This window comes from Saccharopolyspora hordei, assembly GCF_013410345.1.
GTDB classification, from domain to species: Bacteria; Actinomycetota; Actinomycetes; order Mycobacteriales; family Pseudonocardiaceae; genus Saccharopolyspora; species Saccharopolyspora hordei.
The window spans coordinates 5,425,654-5,446,050 of sequence record NZ_JACCFJ010000001.1 but is presented as its reverse complement, the minus strand read 5'-3'; the positions used below and the strand labels follow the sequence as shown (position 1 = coordinate 5,446,050).

The window sequence follows — 20,397 nt, the reverse complement described above, 5'->3', positions numbered from 1 at the left end:
GCTCAGGCGCGGCGCCGGGTGACGGCGCTGAACGCGCGGTGGCCCTGGCCGGTCGCCCGCTGCGGCGGACGGGCTGCGGTGCCCCGGGCGCCGTAGTAGGCGTCGTCGAAGCGTCCGGGCAGGTCCTTCGCGGCCCGGACCGCCCGGCCGTCGACCTCGTCGCCGGCGTGGTGCGGGGGAGCAGCTTCCGCGCTCTCCGGGACCTGCTGGTCCGGGTCTACCAGGCGAGGGAGGGCCTCCAGCGCTCGGTGCAGGTCGCGCTCGTACTTCACCACCACGTTCAGGGTTTCCGACAGCACCCGCTCGTCGAGCTCGTCGGTGCCGAGCACGGCCAACGTGCGCGCCCAGTCGACGGTCTCGGAGATGCTCGGGGCTTTGCGCAGTGTGAGCTCGCGCAGCCGGCGGACCACGGCCACCAGCTGCCGCGCCAGCTCCTCCGGCAGGCCGGTGCGCTTGGACCGGACGATCTCCAGCTCCCGCTCGTGGTCGGGGTAGTCCAGGAACAGGTGCAGGCACCGCCGTTTCAGCGCCGCGGACAGGTCGCGGGTGTTGTTCGAGGTCAGCACCACGTACGGGGGTGTGGCCGCGGTGAAGGTGCCGATCTCGGGGATGGACACCTGGAACTCCGCCAGGCATTCCAGCAGCACCGCCTCCAGCGCCTCGTCGGCCCGGTCCACCTCGTCGACGAGCAGCACCGCCGGTTGCGCACCGCGGATCGCTTCCAGCAGGGGGCGGGGTGCCAGGAACCGGTCGGAGAAGAACACGCTGTCCTGGGCACTGATGCGGGCCACCGCCGCGTCCAGGTCCGGTGCGTCGGCGATGATCTCGCCGATCTTGTCCCGCAACAGCTGGGTGTAGAGCAGCTGCTTGCCGTAGTCCCACTCGTAGAGCGCCTTGCTCTCGTCCTGCCCCTCGTAGCACTGGAGGCGCAGCAGCCGACGGCCGGTGACCTCGGCGAGCTTCTTGGCCAGTTCGGTCTTGCCGACCCCGGCCGGCCCCTCCAGCAGCAGCGGTTTGTCCAACCTGGACTGGAGCAGCACGGTGGTGGCCAGGCGGCGGTCGGCGATGTAGCCGCACTCGGCGAACTTCGCGATCACCTCCTCGACCGAGGCGAAGGGCGCGCCGGCTGACGGCTGCGGTGTGGTGTCGGGCACGAGAACCTCCGGTGGTGGGGGCAGCGGTGGTGCCGCACGCTCGGCGCGGCACCACCGCTCGCCGGGTCAGCTGAGCAGGTCGTCCAGGTCGCCCGTCATGCAGTGCTCGACCACCGGCCGCACCGTGTCGAACGTGCACTCCTTGGCGTTGCCCGGGGTGCAGGCGTCACCGAGCACGTGGTTGGTGATCCGGTCGATGTCCGCGGCGTCGCCCTTGATCTCCTTGGCCCGCTCGTAGAACTTCGTCGGCCCCTGCCCGAGCCGGTTCTTCGAGTAGCTGTCGGGGCGGATGTCGACGAACCGCTCCGGGATGCCGACGTCGCGCAGCAGCCGGATCGCCGCGCCCAGCGCCGCGTCCGCGGCCTGCACGGTGGTCATGCCGTGCGTGTCGACGCCCATCGCCTCGGCGATGTCGGCGAACCGCTGGTAGGCCACCGGCATGTTGAACGCCCACACGCGGGGCAGCGCGATGGCGTTGTTCAGCCCGTGGTGGGTGTCGTAGAAGGCGCTGACCGCGTGCGAGATCGAGTGGATGATGCCGAGGCCGCCGGAGTTGAACGCCTGCGCCGCGATGTACTGGGCGTACATCATGCCTTCCCGGCCCTTGAGGTCCTGGCCGTTCCACACCGCCTGCCGCAGGTGCTGCGCGGTCAGCTTGATCGCGTGCAGCGCGTTGCCCATCGACGGCTCGAAGTTCAGCCGCGAGACGTACGGCTCGGCGCCGTGGGCCAGCACGTCGAAGCCGCACTGCGCGGTGAAGTCGGTCGGGCAGTCGTAGTACAGCACCGGGTCGTCGATGGCCAGGGTGGTCAGCGACGCGTCGTCGAACGCCACGTACTTGTGCGGGTTGTCCGGGTCGGTCGTGGTGTCGGTGATGACGTAGGCCCAGGAGGTCTCCGACCCGGTGCCCGCCGTGGTGGACACCGCGATGTGCGGTGGGTTGTTCGGGTTCTCCGACTGGTTGAACCCCTCGAACTCGTTGATGTTGCGGCCGTCGTGCGCGATCGAGATCCGCGCTCCCTTGCAGGCGTCGTGGGAGGAGCCGCCGCCGATGGAGACGAACGAGTCGCAGGAGTGCTCCTGGTACAGCTGGACGGCGTCCATGACGTTGTAGTCCTTGGGATTGGACTCGACCTTGTCGTACAGCACGACCTCCAGGCCGTGGTACTTCATGGACTCGACGATCTTGTGCACGATGTCCGTGCCGCGCAGCCCCGAGGTCATCACCAGCGTCCGCTGGAAGCCCAGCTTCTTGGCCTCCGGACCGATGAGCTCGTGCGACCCCGGCCCCAGCAGAGCGCGGGGGAACGGGTGGAACTCCTTGATGGGGAACGGTTTGAGCAGCTCGTCGACCTGCATCTGCAGTCCTTTCCACGCGCGGCGCGCGTTGCCTACCGGCTGTGGCTGGGCCGGGCGGTGTCGGCACCGAGCCCGGCCGTGCCCGGAAAGTAGTGCGCTGCATCACCCCGGATAACCCTCCGAGCGCGAAGACCCGTCCTCCGGAACCGGTGTCGGAACGATCGGCGAGGGGCGGACCTGTTCGATCGGACGGGTCCCCCGCCGGCGGCGCGAACGCGGGAGCCGCGCCCCGTTCGATCGGACGGGGACGGAAGGGCCCGGTCGCAGGGCGAGCCGCGGGCCGCCGCGTTCGTAGCGTGCTCTTGCCGCACGCGACTGCGGCGCTTCCCGGACAACCGCGAGAGGAGAGCAGTGGTGGAACAGCAGAACACCGTGATCGAGCACGACGGCACCGAGCACGACCCGCACCTCGACGTGGTCGAGGACCTGCTGGTGGAAGAGGTGTCCATCGACGGCATGTGCGGCGTCTACTGAGGACGGTGGTGGACATGGGCGGCCAGGTGTTCCGGCCCGACCTCCCGTACCGGCGCAACCCGCAGGTGGCGCTGCGGCCGGAACCCTTCGGCGCGCTGGCCTACCACTTCGGGAACCGGCGGCTGTCGTTCCTGAAGGACCGGCGGCTGGTCGACGTCGTCGAGCGGCTCGCCGAGCACAGCTCGGTGGACGAGGCGCTCCGAGCCTGCCGGGTCGTCGACCAGCAACGCCCGAGCTACCTGCGCGCCCTGGCCTCGCTCGCGCAGGCCGACATGATCGTCCCCCGGCGCCCGAACCGAACCGCGGAGGAGTCCCGATGACCACTGCCGAACGACCGCACCGGGTGCCGCCGCTGGTCGAGCAGTTCAAGCACGGCCTCGACGCACCGATCTGCCTGACCTGGGAGTGGACCTACGCGTGCAACCTCGCCTGCGAGCACTGCCTGTCCTCCTCGGGCAGGCGTGACCCGGACGAGCTGACCACCGAGGAGATCAAGTCGGTGATCGACGAGCTCGCGCGGATGCAGGTCTTCTACGTCAACGTGGGCGGCGGGGAGCCCACGGTACGCCCGGACTTCTGGGAACTGCTCGACCACGCGGTGTCCCGCCGCGTGGGCGTCAAGTTCTCCACCAACGGCCTCCGGATCACCCCGGAGCGAGCGCGCCGGCTCGCGGCCACCGACTACGTGGACGTCCAGATCTCGCTGGACGGCGCCACCCGCGAGGTCAACGATGCGGTGCGCGGCCCCGGTTCCTACGACATGGCGCGCCGGGCGATGGACAACCTCGCCGCCGCGGGCGTGCAGGGGTTCAAGATCTCCGTGGTGATGACCCGCCACAACGTCGACCAGCTCGACGAGTTCAAGGCGATGGCCGACTCCCACGGCGCGCAGCTGCGGATCACCCGGCTCCGCCCGTCCGGGCGCGGAGCCGACGTCTGGGACGAACTGCACCCGACGGCCGAGCAGCAGCTGCGGATCTACCACTGGCTCCTCGAGCACGGCGACCACGTGCTGACCGGGGACTCGTTCTTCCACCTCAACGCGCTGGGCAGCAGTCCCCTGCCGGGGCTGAACCTGTGCGGCGCGGGCCGGGTGGTGTGCCTCATCGACCCGGTGGGCGACGTCTACGCCTGCCCGTTCGCGATCCACGACGTGTTCAAAGCGGGCAACGTGCGCGCCGCCGGGTTCGGCCCGGTGTGGCGGGGTTCGAGCCTGTTCGCCGAGCTCCGCACGCCGTCCAGCGGTGGGGCCTGCACCGCGTGCCCGGCCTTCGACGCCTGCCAGGGCGGGTGCATGGCCGCCAAGTTCTTCACCGGCCTCCCCCTGGACGGGCCGGACCCGGAGTGCGTCAAGGGGCGGGGGCAGGAGCTGTTGGCGACCGTGGACCAGGACTCGGTTCCGCGTGCCACGCAGGACCACTCGCGGCGCGGTGGCCGCCGCGGGGTGCTGCTCGGGTTGCCCGCCGTGCGGGCGCCGCAGCGGCCGTGCGACGAGAGCCCGCTCGCGGACCTGCCATGAGGAGGCTCGCGGATCTGTCCGCCCCGCCGCGTCCCGGCGGCTCGCGGCGGGGCTGGAGGTGAGTCGTGGCCGAGTTCCTGGCCGAGCTGACGTGGACCGAGCTGGACCGGCGCGGACCGGTCGTGCTGCTGCCGTTGGGGTCCTGCGAGCAGCACGGTCCGCACCTCCCACTGGACACCGACGCGGCGGTGGCGACCGCGGTCGCGGAACGCGCGCTCGCCCAGCTCACGTCCACTGTGGACGTGGTGGTCGCGCCCACCCAGAACTACGGCGCCAGCGGCGAGCACGAGAGCTTCCCGGGGACCGCGTCCATCGGGCACGCCGCCCTGCACCACCTCGTCGTGGAGCTCGGGCGTTCGGTGCTCCGCTGGGCGGACCGCCTGGTCGTGGTCAACGGTCACGGCGGGAACCTGAAGAGCCTGGTCGGCGCGGTGCGCCGGCTGCGCGACGAGGGCCGCGACGTCGCGTGGTGGGCGTGCGGGACCGGCGAACCCAACGCGCATGCCGGGCGGTCGGAGACGTCCCTGATGCACGCGCTGCGGCCGGAGAGCGTTCGTCGCGGCCGGATCGCCACGGGCCCCTCGCCGTCCGACGACGGTCTGCTGGACCGCCTCGTGGCCGTGGGCGTGCGGGGCGTGAGCCCGAACGGTGTGCTCGGTGATCCGGCGGGGGCCACCGCTGCCGAAGGTGCCGAACTGCTCGCCGGCATGGCCAGCGCGCTCGCGGACGCCGTGTGCCGCTGGCAGGTCGACAGCGCCGGACGACTGCGGGCCGGGGTGGGGGTCGCACCATGACGCTGCGCGCGGCACCGCTCCGCGGGCGCACCGGTGCGCCGACGCGCCTCGCGCGTCGGCTGCTGTCCTCGGCGGCAGCGGTCTCGGTCGACGGGAGGGGCGGCGCATGACCACCGCCTGGTCGACCGGACCGTCCGGAACCCGCCTTCCCGACGGTTTCACCGTCCGGCTCGCCGACGACGTCCACCGCTCGCGCGACGGGCGACTGCTGCTCGGCGGCTCGCCGCCGCGGTTGCTGCGACTGGGCCGACGCGCGGCGCACCTCCTGGCGCGCGGCGAGTTCACCGTGTCCGGGCCGGGAACCGCCGAACTCGCCCGCAGGCTCCTCGACGCCGGGGTCACCAACCCGCGCCCAGCCGGAGTGCCGGTGACCGGGACGACTGTGGTGATCCCGGTCCGCGACCGGATCGACATGCTCGAACGGCTGCTGACCGCGCTGCGCGACGACCGGCAGACCGCGGACCTGCCGGTCGTGGTGGTCGACGACGGCTCCCGGGACCCGCTCCGGCTCTCGGCGGTGGCTCGCCGGCTCGGCGCACGAGTCCTGCGGCACGAGCGCAGTCGTGGCCCGGCCGCCGCGCGCAACACCGGTCTGCGGGGGTGCGTCACGCGGTTCGTGGCGTTCGTCGACTCCGACGTCGTCCCGCTGCCCGGCTGGCTCGGCCCGCTGTTGGCGCAGTTCCAGGACCCCGCCGTCGGTCTCGCGGCACCGCGCGTCGTGGCCCTGCGGCCACCCGGGCGGAACTGGCTGGCCAGGTTCGACGAGACCTGCTCCCCGCTGGACATGGGGCAGGAGGAGGGCCTCGTCGCCCCACTGAGCAGGTTGTCCTACGTGCCTTCGACCGCCATCGTGGTGCGGCGGGAGGCCGTCGAGGGCTTCGCGGCGGACATGCGGGTCGGCGAAGACGTCGACCTGTGCCTGCGGATGCACGCAGCGGGATGGCGCCTGCGCTACGTCCCGACCGCCCGCGTGGCGCACGAGCACCGCACCGATGTGCGCAGGTGGATGGCGCAACGCGCGTGCTACGGGACCTCTGCGGCGCCGCTCGCGCTCCGCCATCCCGGTCAGGTCCCGCCCCTGCACGCGGCGCCGTGGTCGCTGGCGGCCGCGGCGCTGCTGGTGGATCGCCGCTCGGCTCCGTTGGCGGTGGTGCTGGTGGCGTTCGCCGCTGCGCGGCTGGCTCGCCGCATGCCGGACGCCGACGCGCCGGCCCGCGCGGCCACGTTGCTGGCGCTGGGCGGCGTGCACGGCACAGTCCGGCAGCTCGTGCGCGCCGCGATGCGCCACCACTGGCCGATCAGCGTCGTCGCCGCACTGGTGAGCAGGCGGGCGCGTCGTGCCCTCGTCGCGGCAGCGGTCGTGGACGGCCTGCTGGACCACCGGACCAGCGGCAGCTCGCTGCACCCCGTGGCGCACGTGCTCGTGCGTCGCCTGGACGACCTGTGCTACGGCGCCGGGCTGTGGTGGGGAGCGGTTCGCCACCGAGCGGTCGCGCCGCTGCTGCCCCGCCTCGCGCGGCGGCCGGGTGCACGAGATCGATGACGATCCAGAGGAAGGAGGACCAGCGATGGTGCAGTGGTTCGAAACGGTCGCCGAGGCACATCGGCTCGCCCGCAAGAGGCTGCCGAAGTCCGTCTACAAAGCACTCGTCGCGGGGAGCGAGCGGGGGCTGACGCTCGACGACAACATCAGCGCGTTCGGCGAGCTCGGGTTCGCGCCGCACATCGCGGACCTGCCTGCGAAGCGAGACCTGTCCACCACGGTGCTCGGCCAGGAGATCTCCCTGCCCGTGATCATCTCGCCCACCGGGGTCCAGGCCGTGCACCCGGAGGGTGAGGTGGCGGTCGCGCGGGCCGCGGCCGCCGCCGGGACGGCGATGGGACTCAGCTCCTTCGCCAGCCGGTCGGTGGAAGACGTGGTGGCGGCCAACCCGAAGACCTTCTTCCAGGTCTACTGGGCCGGAGACCGCGATCGGTTGCTGGCGCGCCTGGAGCGCGCCCGCGCCGCCGGGGCGAAGGGGTTGATCATCACCCTGGACTGGTCCTTCGCCACCGCCCGGGACTGGGGCAGCCCACCGATCCCGCAGGCCCTGGACCTCCGGGCGAAACTGCGCTTCGCACCACAGGGCTTGCTCCGCCCGCGCTGGCTGTGGGGTTTCCTCCGGCACGGGTTGCCGGACTTGACGACGCCCAACATGGCGCTCGAGGGGGAAGCGGCGCCGACGTTCTTCGGCGCGTACGGCGAGTGGATGCAGACCCCGCCGCCGACGTGGGAGGACGTGGCGTGGCTGCGCGAGCAGTGGGACGGGCCCTTCGCGATCAAGGGGGTCACGCGGCCGGACGACGCCCGTCGTGCGGTCGACGTCGGGGCCACCGCCATCTCGGTGTCGAACCACGGGGGCAACAACCTCGACTCCACGCCCGCCGCGATCCGGTTGCTGCCCGCGATCGCCGAGGCCGTCGGCGACCAGCTCGACATCCTCTTCGACGGCGGGATCCGCCGGGGCAGCGACGTCGTGAAGGCGCTGGCACTGGGCGCCGACGCGGTCATGATCGGTCGCGCCTACCTGTGGGGGCTGGCGGCCAACGGGCAGGCCGGCGTGCAGAACGTCCTCGACATCCTGCGCAGCGGTATCGACTCGGCGCTGCTGGGCCTGGGCAAGTCCTCGGTCCGCGAGCTCGTCCCCGAGGACCTCGTCGTCCCCGCCGGCTTCCGCCGTGAGGTCACGTGCTGAACCCCCGGGACCGGGGCGTCGTCCGGCGTCGAACCGAGCGGACGGGAAGACCCGCCGGCGACCGCGGCGGCGCCCCGCCGGGGACCCCGGCTCAGCACCCTCGCGCAGCAGGGCCGCGCACGCCCCCCCGTGCCGAGGCTTCGCCGCGGGCGTGGACCGGCCCGAGGCGCCAGTCATAGGCAAAACTGGCGTCCTTCCAGCGTGGGTGTGGGGTGTCAGTCATAGGCAAAACTGGCGTGCCCTCTTCGGGGGAATCGGCCGGGTGCGCAGCAGGGGCGCGGCAGGACGCCCCCTGTGCCGGGCGTCCGTCGCGGGCGTGGTGGGGTGGTGGGGGTCGGTCCGGTGTGGGGAGGGGTGCCGGTGAGCGTGGGAGCGGACGTCCTGGCGGGGCTCGTGCGGCGGGTGCGCGAGGGCGTGCCGCGGCTCGGGACGACCCGGTTGGTGCTCGTCGACGGGCCGTCGGGGTCGGGGAAGACGACGCTGGCCGCCCAGCTCGGCGAGGCGCTGCCCGCGCAGGTCGTGCACATGGACGACCTCTACGAGGGCTGGGACGGGCTGCTCGCGGGCGTGGACCGGCTCGCCGAGCAGGTGCTCGCGCCGATGGCCGCGGGTCAGCACGGCCGCTACCAGCGCTACGACTGGCACGCCGGGGCGTACGCGGAGTGGCACGACGTCCCGCGCGCGCCCTACCTGGTGGTGGAGGGCTGCGGTGCCGGGGCGCGGCGGTTCGACGAGCTCTGCACGCTGCTGGTGTGGGTCGAGGCGCCGGACGAGGTGCGCCTGGCGCGGGCCGTGGCGCGCGACGGCGAGGGCGCCGAGGAGCACCTGCGGGCGTGGATGGTCACCGAGCGCGCCGTCCACCGGGCGGAGGGCACGGCGCAGCGGGCCGACGTGCGGCTCGACGGCTGGGGTGCGGTCACCTGGCCCGCAGCGACCCCGTGACCGCCTTGCGCAGCCGACCGGCGATCGCGTCCTCCAGCAGGGAACCGACGGTCTCCTGCGCGCACGTGCGGTTGGCGCCGATGCCGCCGGAGGGTCCGCGCTTGATCCACCCGGTCACGTAGGTGCCCGGCCGGACCCGGCCCGCCTCGTGCGGGACGGTCCCGGTCTCGGAGTCGAAGGGCAGGCCGGGGAGCTCGGTGCCCCGGTAGCCGACCGCGCGGACCACCCGCCCCGCGACGATCTCCACGTCGCCGCTGACCCGCAGCCCGCGGACCTCGGAGTCCCCGAGGACTTCCTGCGGCGCGGAGCAGAACCGGAGCACGATGCGGCGCTTGCCGGGGCGCGGGGGTGCGGACCAGTCGACCGCCTCGCGCCGGACGTCCCGCAGCAGCGCCGCTTTCGTGCCCGGGGCAGCGGCGTCGATGGTCGCGGCGATCTGCGGGTCGTGACTGTCCACGACCAGCTCGACGTCGCCCCGCTGGAGCAGGGCGAGCAGTTCCGGGGAGGTGTAGGCGGCCGCGTCCGGGCCGCGGCGGGCCAGCAGCACCACCTCGCGGACCTGGCTGGACCGCAGCCGGGCCAGCGCGGCCGGGGAGATCGTGGTGCCGGCGAGCGCGTTCGGGTCGGTGGTCAGGATGCGGGCCACGTCGAGCGCGACGTTGCCGGTGCCGACCACGACCACCCGTTCCGCGGAGAGGTCGACCGCGTCGCCCGGGACGTCCGGGTGGCCGTTGTACCAGGCCACCACCCGGGTGGCCGGGACGCTGCCGGGCAGGTCCTCGCCGGGGATGCCGAGGCTGCGCGCCGAGGACGCGCCCACGGCGTAGATCACCGCGTCGTGCTCGGCCGCGAGCTCGTCGACGGTGATGTCCCTGCCGACCTCCACGCCCAGGCGCATGCGCAGCCGCGGGTGGGTGTGGAAGCGGCTGAAGGCCTCGCCGATCTTCTTCGTCGACGGGTGGTCGGGCGCGACGCCGTAGCGCACCAGGCCGCCGGCCACCGGCAGCCGGTCGATGAGCGTGATGCGGCAGTTGGTGTGCAGCAGCAGGTCCTCCACCGCGTACATCCCCGCCGGGCCGGTGCCCACCACCGCGATGTCCAGCGGTGCGAAGTCGCTGGGGATGTTGCGGTGGAACACCGGCGGCGACCAGCGGTGGAAGTTCGGCGACGGGTCGCCCGGCTCGGTCACGCGGTCCGCGTAGTAGGCGGCGTTGACCTCGGCGTAGGGCCGCAGCTGCGCGGTCAGGCGCTCCACCGGGAAGATCGCGTCGACCGGGCAGGCGTCGGCGCACGCACCGCAGTCGATGCAGCTGGCCGGGTCGATGTAGAGCATCTCGGTGGTGCCGAAGTCCGGTTCGTCCGGCGTCGGGTGGATGCAGTTGACCGGGCAGACCTTCACGCAGGTCGCGTCGTTGCAGCAGGTCTGGGTGATCGCGTACGGCATGGGGTCGGGGAGTCCTTCCGGGATGCGGCCGAGCCGCACGGCCCGCGCGGGGAGTGCTCAGGCGCCGTCCGGCGGGGAAGGTCGGGACACCGGACGGCGCCTGAGGGTCCGTGACGTCGCTGCGGGCCGGTCGCGCGACGCGAGGGGGAGGTCAGAGCAGGTTCGCGCGCTTGTAGAACCAGTGCGAGGCCTTGGTGAGCAGGCCGGCCGAGTTGAGGAACTCCATCAGCCCCGCGCAGCTGGAGCGCAGCATGGACTTGTGGTGCTCGTTGGCCTTCGCCTCGCGCACGGCGCGCTTGACGTCCAGCCCCGCCCGCTCGTAGACCTTCTTGTTCCACATGCTCGAGACGATGACGTGGGCCGCCCCGGCGACCACGATGGCCTGGACCTGCCGCCGCAGCCACCCGGCCTTCGCCAGCCGCGCCTTGGTCTCCTCGCGGGCGAACTTCATGTGCCGCGACTCCTCCACGACGTGGATGTTGTTCACCGTCCGCACGAACGGCACCACCCGTTCGTCGCGCATCCAGTCGCGCTGCATCACGTCGAGGACCTCTTCGGCCACCAGGATCGCCGCGTAGGCGGCCTCGCCGAAGGCGAGCGTCTTGAACAGCCGGCCCAGCTCGACCGCCAGCCGGCGCGGCCGGTAGGCGGGGGCGCGCAACTTCGCAGCGCCGCGGGCGAACATGATGGAGTGCCGGCACTCGTCGGCGATCTCGGTCAGCGCCCACTGGAAGGCCGGGTCCGTCGGGTCCTTGGCGTAGAAGTCCCGCAGGATCATCTGCTGCAGGATCATCTCGAACCAGATGCCGGTGCAGGCCACCGAAGCGGCTTCCTGGCGCGTGAGCTCGCGCTGCTGCTCCGGCGTCATCTCCTCCCAGTACGCGGTCCCGTACAGGGTGCTCCACTCGGGGCTGGTGCCGTGGTAGTCGGTGTCGAGCGGTGTCTCCCAGTCCACTTCCTGCAGCGGGTCGTAGGACAGGATCTCCGACGAGCGCAGCAAGCGGTCCGCGAACTCCTCGCGGTCGGTGGCCTGCGGCGTCTCGTCGCCCTTGGTGGTGCTGGTGGTCATGGGACGCTCCCTGCGGGGTGACGACGGTGGCGGTCCCCACCCGGTGGGTGGGTGGTGCGCGCGAGGACCAGCATCGTTGACATCGACGATCGTGTCAATGGTCATTGGAAAGATCGGGGTTGACGTGCGGCGGGGCCGACGCGGTCGGGGGTGCGACGCGCTGCCTGCCGGTTGTGCGGAAATGGCTTCGCGACGCGGGCTGTCGTGGCACGATCGCGTTCGGAGATCGCGCGAGTGCGCTGTGTGACTGGGGAGGTTCCGTGGCGACCTGGGAAGACCTCGCCGCGTTCATCCAGGCCGAGTACGCGGTGGCCGAGGACGTGGAGACCGAGACCGAGTACCGCATCATCGAGGACAGCGACGACGAGATCCGGGTGCTCGTCGAGTACGAGGACGACCGCAGCCAGATCGTCATCATCTGCCGCGAGGTCCTCGACGGCCGCGAGGACTGGGTGCAGGTGGTCTCGGTGATCGGCCGCGCGGCCGAGGTCGACCTGCAGAAGCTGCTCACGGAACTGGGCCAGTGCTCGGTGGTGTGCGGCGCGGTGATCATCGGCGACCACGTCGTGCTCCGCCACTCGGTGCCACTGCTCAACCTCGACATCAACGAGTTCGTCGACCCGCTGAACTTCGTCGCCGAAACAGCGGACCACCTCGAGGAGATGTTCTTCCGCGGCGACGACCACTGACCCGCGCCGTTGACCTCCAGCACGGTGGAGGTCTCATGCTCGCCTCATGGCTGAGACGAAGGCGCCGATCCTGTTCCGGAACACCATGCGGATCACCGACGGCCACCTCGAGGAGTACCGAGCCGCGATCCGGAGGGCGGTGGACTTCGCCACCGAGCACGGGCCGCAGCTGGCGGTGCAGGTCTTCCTCGACGAGGAGCGGATGGAGTGCACGAGCTTCCAGCTCTACGCCGACTCTGACGCGGTGCTGCGCCACTGGGAGCTCGCCGACCCCCACATCCGGGGTGTGATGGAGCACTGCGTGGTCCGAGACTTCGAGGTCTTCGGCGACCCGGACGACCGAGTTCGCGCAGGTCTGGGTGCCGACGTGACGTTCACCCCGCACCTCGCCGGCTTCCACCGCCTGGGCGCGTAGCGGGTGTCCGCCCCGATGCTTGTGCACGCCTGCTAGCTGCGTGTGCTGGTAACATCCGGGTGGGAGGTGGGCCGATGGGCATCGCCGACGACGCCGTCGAGGTCCGGGCACGCGGGTGGCGCACGCTCGCGGCCCTGCACGGGCGGCTCGAGACGGCGCTGGAGAGGGCGCTGCAGGCCGAGCACGGCTTGTCGGTCGTCGAGTACACCGTGCTCGACGCGCTCAGCCGCCAGGACGGCTGGCACATGCGGATGCAGCAGCTCGCCCGCGCCACCGCGCTGAGCAACAGCGCGACGACCCGGCTGGTCAGCCGGCTGGAAGACCGGGACCTGCTCACCCGGGTGTTGTGCAAGGACGACCGGCGCGGCATCTACACCGAGCTCACCAGCAGCGGCCGGGAGCTGCTGGAGGAGGCGCGGCCGACCCACGACGCGGTCCTGGAGAAGGCGCTCGCCGAAGCCTGCGAGGTCCCGGAGCTCGCGCCGCTGGTGTCGGCGCTGCACCAGCTCCCGAGCCCGTGATCGTGCGGGCCGCCTCGGCGACGCTCCCCACGCCGGGCCGGGTCAACGAGGACTTCCACGTGGTCGGCCCGGACTGGGCCTTCGTCCTGGACGGGGCCACCGCGCCGTCCGGTGTGGACAGTGGTTGCGTGCACGACGTCCCGTGGCTGGTGCACCACCTGGGGGCGGAACTCGCCCGCCGCCTCGCCGTGTCCGACCAGCGGCTGCCGGACCTGCTGGCCGAGGCGATCGACGCGACCTGCGCGGCGCACGCGGACACCTGCGACCTGGGCAACCCCGCCAGCCCCTCGTCGACGGTGGCGGTCCTGCGCGCCGGCGCGGACGTCGAGTACCTGGTGCTCGCGGACAGCCCGGTCGTCTTCGACGACGGCGTGGTCGTCGACGACCGCCTGGACCACCTGCCCAGCCACACCGTCGAAGCCGTGCGCGACCTCCGCAACCAGCCCGGCGGGTTCTGGGTCGCCAGCACGAAGCCGGAGGCCGCGCACGAGGCCCTGCACGGGACCCGGAGCGGCGTGCGCCGAGCCGCGCTGCTCAGCGACGGGGCCTCCCGCTACGTCGACGCCTTCGGCCTCGGTGACTGGACCGACCTGCTGGACCTGCTGGAGACCCGGGGCCCGACCGAGCTCCTCCGCCGCGTGCGGGCGGCGGAAGCCACCGGCCCGGGACCGCGCCGCGGCAAGCACCACGACGACGCCACCGCGGTGTTCCTGTCGTTCTAGTGCTCTGTTCGAGCGAAGGACCGCCCGGACCGTTCGCAGAGCTCCCGACACCCGGTAGTCAGGGGAGTGGCATCGAACCGGTGTGTGGAGGAGCGGTATGAATCAGGATCAACGCACCGCCGTCAAGATCGTGTCGGTGATCGCTGCGCTGATCTGGGTCGTGCTCGGGCTGCGCTTCGGCTGGCCCACCTGGCTGTGGATCGCGCTGGTGGTCCTGACGATCGCCGGCCCCTGGGTGGTCAGCTGGTGGCTGCTGGGTCGGGTGGGGCAGAAACCCGCGCCACCGCAACAGACCCCGGTCGAGGAACCGCCCGCGCCGCCGCAGCCCCGCGAGCTGCCGGTGCCCGGGACGCTGCTGCGCACCGCGCACCCCGAGTACCGCTTCTCCTTCTCCGCCACCGTCTTCTGGTACCCCAAGCCCGACGCGCCGGGGCTGCCGCACGCCAACCCGGCGGGACTCGCGGTGGACCTGGTGCTGGAGCAGGCCGGCAAGCTCGTCGAGGAGACCTCGCCCGAGGACGCGGACCTGGCGCAGCACCGGCTCAACGCCCTGCTCGGCGCGCCGCGCACGGACGCGACCGGGCACGTCGTCGCCTGGGCCACCGACGTCCGGCTCACGCTGCCGGACGACGACGCGGAACGGCTGCGGGAGCTCGCGGCCGCGCGCAAGGACGACGACGTCTGGGAACGCAGGCGCGCCCTCGAGCGCAAGAAGCGGGCCTACTTCGCCGACGACGTGCTCCAGTCCCCGGGCAGCGCGCTGGTCTGGTGGCTCGCGCGGCGCGAGGACAGCGACCTCGACGAGGCGGTGCGGCAGATCAGCAACCTGCGCAAGCTCACCGCCGCCGCGCACGACCGGCGGGTGCCGGACCCGGACAGCGACGCGCCGACCTGGATCCACCCGGTGCACTCCTTCGTCGTCGACGACGTCGAGGCCGGCGCGGAGCACCACGTCTTCGCCGCCATCGAACGCCTCGCCGACGGCGAGGAGCGGGCCGCGCTCAGCCACCGGATGGCCGACGTGCTGGCCGCCCACGGCCACCGCGAACTGGCGCAGCAGGTGCGCGACCGCTTCGGCGACCGGCAGGAACTGCCCGGCAGCTCAAGCGCAGCGCTTGGCGAGGGCTAGGGCGTCCTCCGGAGCGTGGGCCTTGATGTCGTTGTCGAAGTAGGCGTAGACGTCGCGGCCCGTCGCCTTCGGGGCCGGCGGCGCGACCGTGTGCTCGGTCGTGGGAGCCCGCCCGGCGTGCCAGGCGCGGACCAGCTCCGCCCAGCGGTCCAGGTCCTCCGCGGTGTAGCCGCTCGCGTAGAGCTCCTCCGCACCGTGGAAGCGGAGGTAGACGAAGTCGCTGGTGACGTCCTCCAGGCGCGGCCAGTCGCCCGCGGCGTCGGCCACCACCAGGGCGATGTCGTGGGCGCGCAGCAGCTCCACCGGCTCGCGGGCGGCGAAGCTCGGGTGGCGGACCTCCAGGGCGTGCCGCACGGGGCGGTCGGCGTCGGTCTCGGTGAGCGCCCGGCCGGCCAGGCGTGCGTCGTGCCGGGCGGCCAGCTCGGCGGCCTCGGCCGTGCTGCGCGGGAGGAGGCGGAAGAACGCTTCGAGGCGGTCGGCGTCGAACGGCAGCGACGGCGGCAGTTGCCAGAGCAGCGGGCCCATCTTCCGCCCGAGCGCCAGGACGCCGCTGGCGAAGAAGTTGGCCAGCGCGGTCTCCGCGTCGCGCAGCTTCTTCATGTGCGTGATGAAGCGGCTCCCCTTGACCGCGAACACGAAGTCGTCCGGGGTCTGCTCGACCCAGCGGCGGTAGTGCTCCGGGCGTTGCAGCGAGTAGAACGACGCGTTGATCTCCGCCGAGCCCAGGCGCCGGGACAGGTGTTCGAGCTCGCCGCCGCGGCGCAGGTCGCGCGGGTAGAACGGGCCGTGCCACGAGCTGTAGACCCAACCGGACGTGCCGATCAGGATCCGGTGCGGGTTCCCGCCAGTCGCCATCACACCCTCCGGAGTACCCACGGCGGACCGCGATCACCTCCGTCCATCCTGCCGTGCACCGCGGCTTCGCCCCTCACCCACGCAGGTGGCGCCGTCGCTGGCGTCAGAGCGTGACCGGGAGGGTGCGGAGCCCTCGGTTGCGGAAGGAGCCGCGCCACTGCAGCTCGGACTCCGGGACCGCCAGGGCCACGTTCGGGAAGCGGGTGAGCAGCGTGCCGAGCCCGATCTCGGCCTCCACGCGGGCCAGCGAGGCGCCGAGGCAGTAGTGCGGGCCGTGGCCGAAGGCCAGGTGCGGGTTGTCCGTCCGGTCGAGGTCCAGCCGCTCCGGGGCCGCGAAGCGGTCGGGGTCGTGGTGCGCGGAGACCAGCGACAGCAGGACGGTTTCGCCCTTCGGGACGGTCACGCCGCCGATCACCACGTCCTCCTTCGGGAACCGGCGGATGGCCAGCTGCGGCGGCGGGTCGAAGCGCAGCAGTTCGTCCACAGTGGTCGGTGTGATCCCGTTGCGGGCGCGGGCGAGCGCAGCCGGGTCGGTCAGCAGCGCGACGAGACCGTTGCCCAGCAGGTTCACCGTGTTCTCGTACCCGGCGAACAGCACCAGGAACGCCGCCGAGGTCAGCTCGTCCTCGGTGAGCCGGTCCTCCTCGTCGCGCAGCTGGTGTTCCGGGCACGCGGAGCGCGAAGACTGAGCGGTGCGTCGGCAGCCCGGAGCGCGACGACCAGAACATCGCGAGCGAGGAGAGTGCGTGGCGCTCACGCACCACGAGCACTGTGCCGCAGTGGAGGCGAGCACCGGAGCCGCCGGGTGCGGGGGATGGACGAGGGCACCCGTGACCGCGTCACGGGTGCCCTCGCTCCGTCATGCGCCCCGGTTCGCTGCGTTCTCCAGGGCCCTGCGGACCAGCACCTTCGCCAGGTGCTCGCGGTACTCCGCGCTGGCGCCCGCCTGGTCCGGCGGCGAGGTGTCCTCCGCGGCGCGCTCAGCGGCCTCGGCCGGGCTCGCGCCGCTCGCCAGGGCCTCCTCGACACCACGGGCCCGCATCGGCGTCGGACCCATGTTCACCAGCGCCACGCGCTGCCCGGCGACGGCCACGCCGACCACCGCCCAGTCGATCGCGCGCTTGGTGAACTTCTGGAAGTCCCAGCCCTGCTGCGGGGCCTTCTTCACCCGGACCTCGACGAGCAGCTCGTCCTCGCCGAGCGCGGTCTCGAAGAAGTCGGTGAAGAACTCCGTCGCCGGGATCTCCCGCGTGCCCGACGGGCCCTGCGCGACCAGGACCGCGTCCAGCGCCAGGGCCACCGCGGGCAGGTCCGAGGCCGGGTCACCGTGCACCAGCGAACCGCCGATGGTCCCGCGGTGGCGGACCTGCGGGTCGCCGATGGTGCCCGCCGCGTGCGCCAGCAGCGGGACCTGCTGCTGCAGCAGCTCCGAGTGTTCCAGGTCGTGGTGCCGGGTCAGCGCCCCGATGCGGACCTCGTCGCCCTCCTCACGGACGTAGGACAGCTCGCGCAGGCCACCGAGGTCGATGAGCACCTCCGGCACCGCCAGCCGCAGCTTCATCAGCGGCAGCAGCGAGTGCCCGCCGGCCAGCAGCTTCGCGTCGTCACCGTGCTCGGCGAGCAGGCTCAGCGCTTCGTCGACGGATCCGGCCTTCTTGTAGGTGAACGCGGCAGGGATCATTCGGCGGCCCCCTGCTTCTCCTTCGCCGCGGTCAGCACGGCTTCGACGATGTTGTGGTACCCGGTGCAGCGGCAGAGGTTGCCCTCCAGCCCGGCGCGCACCTCGGCCTCGGTCAGGTTCGGGTTCTCCTCGACCAGCGACACCGAGGCCATCACCATGCCCGGGGTGCAGAACCCGCACTGCAGGCCGTGCTTCTGCTGGAACGCGCGCTGCACCGGGTGCAGCTCCTCGCCGTCGGCCAAGCCCTCGATGGTGGTGACCTCGCGCCCGTCGGCCTGCGCCGCGAGGACCGTGCACGACTTCACCGACTCACCGTCGAGGAGCACCGTGCAGGCCCCGCAGGACGTGGTGTCGCAACCGATGTTGGTGCCGGTCAAGCCGCACTCTTCTCGCAGGTAGTGCACGAGCAGGGTGCGGTCTTCGACCTCATGGCTGCGCTGCTCGCCGTTGACGTTGATCGAAACTTGCACGAACGGACTCCTCTGGACCTGTCACGGAACTCGGTCTTGGTCTGTGGGACGCCGGAGCGCCCGGCACTGCGGCTCCTCGTTCGCCCGGCGAGGACGGCCCAGCCTAGGCACACCGGCCGGCCACCCGCACTGCGATCGGGGAACCGCGGCGGGCACGTCCTCACGCCTCGTTGATGGCGCGCCACACCCGCTCCGGCGTGGTCGGCATGTCGATGTGCCGGACGCCGAGGTGGGAGAGCGCGTCCACCACCGCGTTCTGCACCGCCGGGGTGGCGCCGATGGTGCCCGCCTCGCCGATGCCCTTCGCGCCCAGCGGGTTGAGCGTCGTCGGGGTCTCCATCGTGAGCAGCTCGAAGCTGGGCAGCTCGGCCGCGGTGATGAAGGCGTAGTCGGCCAGGGTGGCGTTCTGCGGGTTGCCGTCGGCGTCGTAGGAGACCTCCTCCAGCAGCGCTTGCGCCGCGCCCTGGGCGATGCCGCCGTGGCGCTGGCCCTCGGTGAGCACCGGGTTGATGATCACGCCCGCGTCGTCGACGGTCACGTGGCGCAGGTAGTCCACCTTGCCGGTCTCGGTGTCCACTTCGACCACGGCGAGGTGCGACCCGAACGGGAAGGTCGGCCGGTCCTCGGTGAAGTGCACGTCGGCGGCGAGCCCGTCCTCGGCCTTCGCCGCGAGTTCCGCCCAGGACAGCCCGACGTTCGGCGTGCCGCGCACCTGCCACCGGCCCTCGACCAGCTCCAGGTCCGCCTCGTCGATCTCGATGAGCTCCGCCGCCAGCTTGCGGGCCTTCTCCTTGACGTCGACCGCGGCCCGGTGCACCGCCGACCCGCCCAGCTGCAGCGACCGCGAGCCCATCGTGCCCACGCCCTCGGGGATCAGGTCGGTGTCCCCGTGCACGACCTCGATCTTGTCCAGGTCGATGCCCAGCTGGTCGGACACCAGCATCGCGTAGGAGGTCCAGTGACCCTGCCCGTGCGGGGAGCTGCCGGTGAGCACCAGGACGCTGCCGTCGGGGCGGACCTCGACGTGCCCGGTCTCGCCCTCGGTGTTGTTCGGCGCGGTGATCTCCACGTAGCTGGACAGCCCGATGCCCAGTTGGCGGGTGGCGCCCTCGGCCCGGCGCTTGGCCTGCTCCTCGCGCAGCGCCCGGTAGTCGGCCGCCTCCAGCACCGCGTCCAGGCCCTTGACGTACTCGCCGGTGTCGTAGGTCATCCCGCCCGGCGTCTTGTACGGGAACTGCTCGGGCCGCACCAGGTTGCGGCGCCGCACCTCGGCCGGGTCGACGCCGATCTCCGCGGCGAACAGGTCCATCGCGCGCTCGATCGCCGCGGTCGCCTCCGGCCGGCCCGCGCCGCGGTAGGCGCCGATCGGGGTGGTGTTGGTGACCACCGCCCGGGCCCGCGACTGCACCTTCGGGATGTCGTAGACGCCGCTGACCATGAACCGGGTGAACATCGGCAGGAACGCGCCCATCCGCGGGTAGGCGCCGACGTCCTGCACGATGTCGAGCTGGTAGGCCAGCACCGTGCCGTCCCGGCGGCCGCCGATCTTCACCACGTGCCGCTGCGCGCGGCCGTGGGTCATGCCGACCAGGTTCTCGCTGCGGCTCTCCACCCACTTGACCGGGCGCCCGACCCGCTTGGACAGGAAGGCCAGCAGCGCGGCCTCCTGCTCGACGCCGATCTTGGCGCCGAACCCGCCGCCGACGTCGGGGGTGATCACGCGGACCTGCTCCCGGGGCAGGCCGAGGTTGGCCATCAGGGCGTCGCGGCAGCTCTGCGCGTTCTGGTTGGACAGCCAGAAGGTGACCTTGTCGCCGTCCCAGGTGCAGGCCGCGGCCCGGACCTCCAGGGGAGCGGCGGCCACCCGCTGGTTCTCGATCTGCTTGGTGACCACGACCTCGCAGTCGTCGAACAGCGAGTCGTCCAGCTCGCCGCTGGTGCCGGTGACGTTGGTGCCGGCCCCGGGGAAGAGCAGGACGTCGCCGCGCAGGGCGTCGTCGACGTCCACGACGACGTCCAGCGGCTCGTAGTCGACCGACACCGCCTCGGCGGCGTCCTCGCCCTGCGCGCGGGTCTCGGTGACCACCGCGACCACCGGTTCACCGACGTAGCGCACCACGTCCCGGGCGAGGTGCGGGCGCTGCATCTCCGCTGGTGGCGGCCCGCTGATGCCCGAGTCCGGCGGGAACGGCGGCAGGTCGACGTCCGCGCCGGTGAACACGCCGAGCACCCCGGGCATGTCCGCGGCCTCGCTGGTGTCGATCTCGGTGATCCTCGCGTGGGCCATCGGGCTGCGCACGAAGGTCACGTGCAGCGCCCCGGTCAGCTCGGGCTCTCGCAGGTCGTCGACGTAGGTCCCGCCGGCGGTGAGGAGTCGTGGGTCTTCGCGGCGTTCGACCCGGGTGCCGAGAATGCTCAATGCTGC

Annotated in this window: 21 protein-coding genes; 12 read left to right on the top strand and 9 right to left on the bottom strand. The window is 72.4% G+C overall.

The window, feature by feature from the left end; translation table 11 throughout:
• Positions 1-2: 2 nt before the first annotated feature.
• On the bottom strand, positions 3-1,154 hold the full coding sequence (locus HNR68_RS24825; protein ID WP_179724135.1) for an AAA family ATPase: 1,152 nt from the start codon (positions 1,152-1,154) through the stop codon (positions 3-5).
• Positions 1,155-1,220: 66 nt separating this feature from the next.
• Entirely contained in the window at positions 1,221-2,513 is a 1,293-nt protein-coding gene (gene mdo, locus HNR68_RS24820; RefSeq protein WP_179724134.1) for an NDMA-dependent methanol dehydrogenase, read from the bottom strand.
• Positions 2,514-2,867: 354 nt separating this feature from the next.
• Here mdo and mftA point away from each other — a divergent pair, with 354 nt between their 5' ends.
• The 7 genes from mftA (at position 2,868) to HNR68_RS24785 (ending at position 8,977) form a co-directional block, all read left to right on the top strand.
• A complete protein-coding gene (gene mftA / locus HNR68_RS27515; RefSeq protein WP_380573586.1) occupies positions 2,868-2,987 on the top strand; it encodes a mycofactocin precursor MftA in 120 nt (39 codons plus the stop codon).
• 14 nt (positions 2,988-3,001) lie between these two features.
• Entirely contained in the window at positions 3,002-3,307 is a 306-nt protein-coding gene (gene mftB, locus HNR68_RS24810) for a mycofactocin biosynthesis chaperone MftB (protein WP_179724133.1), read from the top strand.
• The gene (gene mftC, locus HNR68_RS24805; protein WP_179724132.1) at positions 3,304-4,506 is read left to right on the top strand and encodes a mycofactocin radical SAM maturase; all 1,203 of its coding nucleotides are present in this window, start codon (positions 3,304-3,306) and stop codon (positions 4,504-4,506) included. The genes mftB and mftC overlap by 4 nt, the downstream gene beginning before the upstream one ends.
• 65 nt (positions 4,507-4,571) lie before the next feature.
• The gene (mftE, locus tag HNR68_RS24800; RefSeq protein ID WP_179724131.1) at positions 4,572-5,300 is read left to right on the top strand and encodes a mycofactocin biosynthesis peptidyl-dipeptidase MftE; all 729 of its coding nucleotides are present in this window, start codon (positions 4,572-4,574) and stop codon (positions 5,298-5,300) included.
• Positions 5,301-5,406: 106 nt separating this feature from the next.
• Entirely contained in the window at positions 5,407-6,843 is a 1,437-nt protein-coding gene (mftF, locus tag HNR68_RS24795) for a mycofactocin biosynthesis glycosyltransferase MftF (protein WP_179724130.1), read from the top strand.
• Positions 6,844-6,868: 25 nt separating this feature from the next.
• Positions 6,869-8,035 (top strand): pre-mycofactocin synthase MftD, encoded by a 1,167-nt coding sequence (gene mftD / locus HNR68_RS24790; protein ID WP_179724129.1) that lies wholly within the window; start codon positions 6,869-6,871, stop codon positions 8,033-8,035.
• Between the two features lie 360 nt (positions 8,036-8,395).
• The gene (locus tag HNR68_RS24785) at positions 8,396-8,977 is read left to right on the top strand and encodes an AAA family ATPase (RefSeq protein WP_179724128.1); all 582 of its coding nucleotides are present in this window, start codon (positions 8,396-8,398) and stop codon (positions 8,975-8,977) included.
• Here the strand turns inward: HNR68_RS24785 and HNR68_RS24780 are convergent.
• Both HNR68_RS24780 and HNR68_RS24775 read right to left on the bottom strand, forming a co-directional pair.
• A complete protein-coding gene (locus HNR68_RS24780; RefSeq protein ID WP_179724127.1) occupies positions 8,952-10,421 on the bottom strand; it encodes an FAD-dependent oxidoreductase in 1,470 nt (489 codons plus the stop codon). The genes HNR68_RS24785 and HNR68_RS24780 overlap by 26 nt on opposite strands.
• A gap of 151 nt (positions 10,422-10,572) precedes the next feature.
• A complete protein-coding gene (locus HNR68_RS24775; RefSeq protein WP_179724126.1) occupies positions 10,573-11,490 on the bottom strand; it encodes an AurF N-oxygenase family protein in 918 nt (305 codons plus the stop codon).
• 260 nt (positions 11,491-11,750) lie between these two features.
• Between HNR68_RS24775 and HNR68_RS24770 the strand changes: the two genes are divergently transcribed.
• The 5 genes from HNR68_RS24770 to HNR68_RS24750 all read left to right on the top strand — a co-directional run bounded on the left by HNR68_RS24770 (position 11,751) and on the right by HNR68_RS24750 (position 14,966).
• Positions 11,751-12,179: a hypothetical protein gene (locus tag HNR68_RS24770; protein WP_380573591.1), complete on the top strand. Its 429-nt coding sequence runs from the start codon at positions 11,751-11,753 to the stop codon at positions 12,177-12,179.
• A gap of 46 nt (positions 12,180-12,225) precedes the next feature.
• A complete protein-coding gene (locus HNR68_RS24765) occupies positions 12,226-12,594 on the top strand; it encodes a hypothetical protein (RefSeq protein WP_179724125.1) in 369 nt (122 codons plus the stop codon).
• Between the two features lie 74 nt (positions 12,595-12,668).
• Positions 12,669-13,115 (top strand): MarR family winged helix-turn-helix transcriptional regulator, encoded by a 447-nt coding sequence (locus HNR68_RS24760; protein WP_179724124.1) that lies wholly within the window; start codon positions 12,669-12,671, stop codon positions 13,113-13,115.
• A complete protein-coding gene (locus HNR68_RS24755; RefSeq protein WP_343050394.1) occupies positions 13,112-13,837 on the top strand; it encodes a protein phosphatase 2C domain-containing protein in 726 nt (241 codons plus the stop codon). Before HNR68_RS24760 ends, HNR68_RS24755 begins: the two co-directional genes overlap by 4 nt.
• Before the next feature lie 97 nt (positions 13,838-13,934).
• Positions 13,935-14,966, top strand: coding sequence for a hypothetical protein (locus tag HNR68_RS24750; RefSeq protein ID WP_179724123.1), 1,032 nt, complete (start codon positions 13,935-13,937; stop codon positions 14,964-14,966).
• Here HNR68_RS24750 and HNR68_RS24745 read toward each other — a convergent pair.
• The 5 genes from HNR68_RS24745 to HNR68_RS24725 form a co-directional block, all read right to left on the bottom strand.
• Positions 14,940-15,821, bottom strand: a complete 882-nt coding sequence (locus HNR68_RS24745; RefSeq protein WP_179724122.1) for a DUF72 domain-containing protein — start codon at positions 15,819-15,821, stop codon at positions 14,940-14,942. The genes HNR68_RS24750 and HNR68_RS24745 overlap by 27 nt on opposite strands.
• A 103-nt stretch (positions 15,822-15,924) precedes the next feature.
• Positions 15,925-16,578 (bottom strand): cytochrome P450, encoded by a 654-nt coding sequence (locus HNR68_RS24740; protein WP_343050393.1) that lies wholly within the window; start codon positions 16,576-16,578, stop codon positions 15,925-15,927.
• A 102-nt stretch (positions 16,579-16,680) separates the two neighbouring features.
• Positions 16,681-17,502, bottom strand: a complete 822-nt coding sequence (locus tag HNR68_RS24735; protein ID WP_179724121.1) for an FAD binding domain-containing protein — start codon at positions 17,500-17,502, stop codon at positions 16,681-16,683.
• Positions 17,499-17,972: a 2Fe-2S iron-sulfur cluster-binding protein gene (locus HNR68_RS24730; protein ID WP_179724120.1), complete on the bottom strand. Its 474-nt coding sequence runs from the start codon at positions 17,970-17,972 to the stop codon at positions 17,499-17,501. The genes HNR68_RS24735 and HNR68_RS24730 overlap by 4 nt, the downstream gene beginning before the upstream one ends.
• 160 nt (positions 17,973-18,132) lie before the next feature.
• Positions 18,133-20,391 carry a xanthine dehydrogenase family protein molybdopterin-binding subunit gene (locus HNR68_RS24725; RefSeq protein WP_179724119.1) on the bottom strand — a complete coding sequence of 753 codons (2,259 nt, stop codon included), beginning with the start codon at positions 20,389-20,391 and terminating at the stop codon, positions 18,133-18,135.
• Positions 20,392-20,397: the final 6 nt, after the last annotated feature.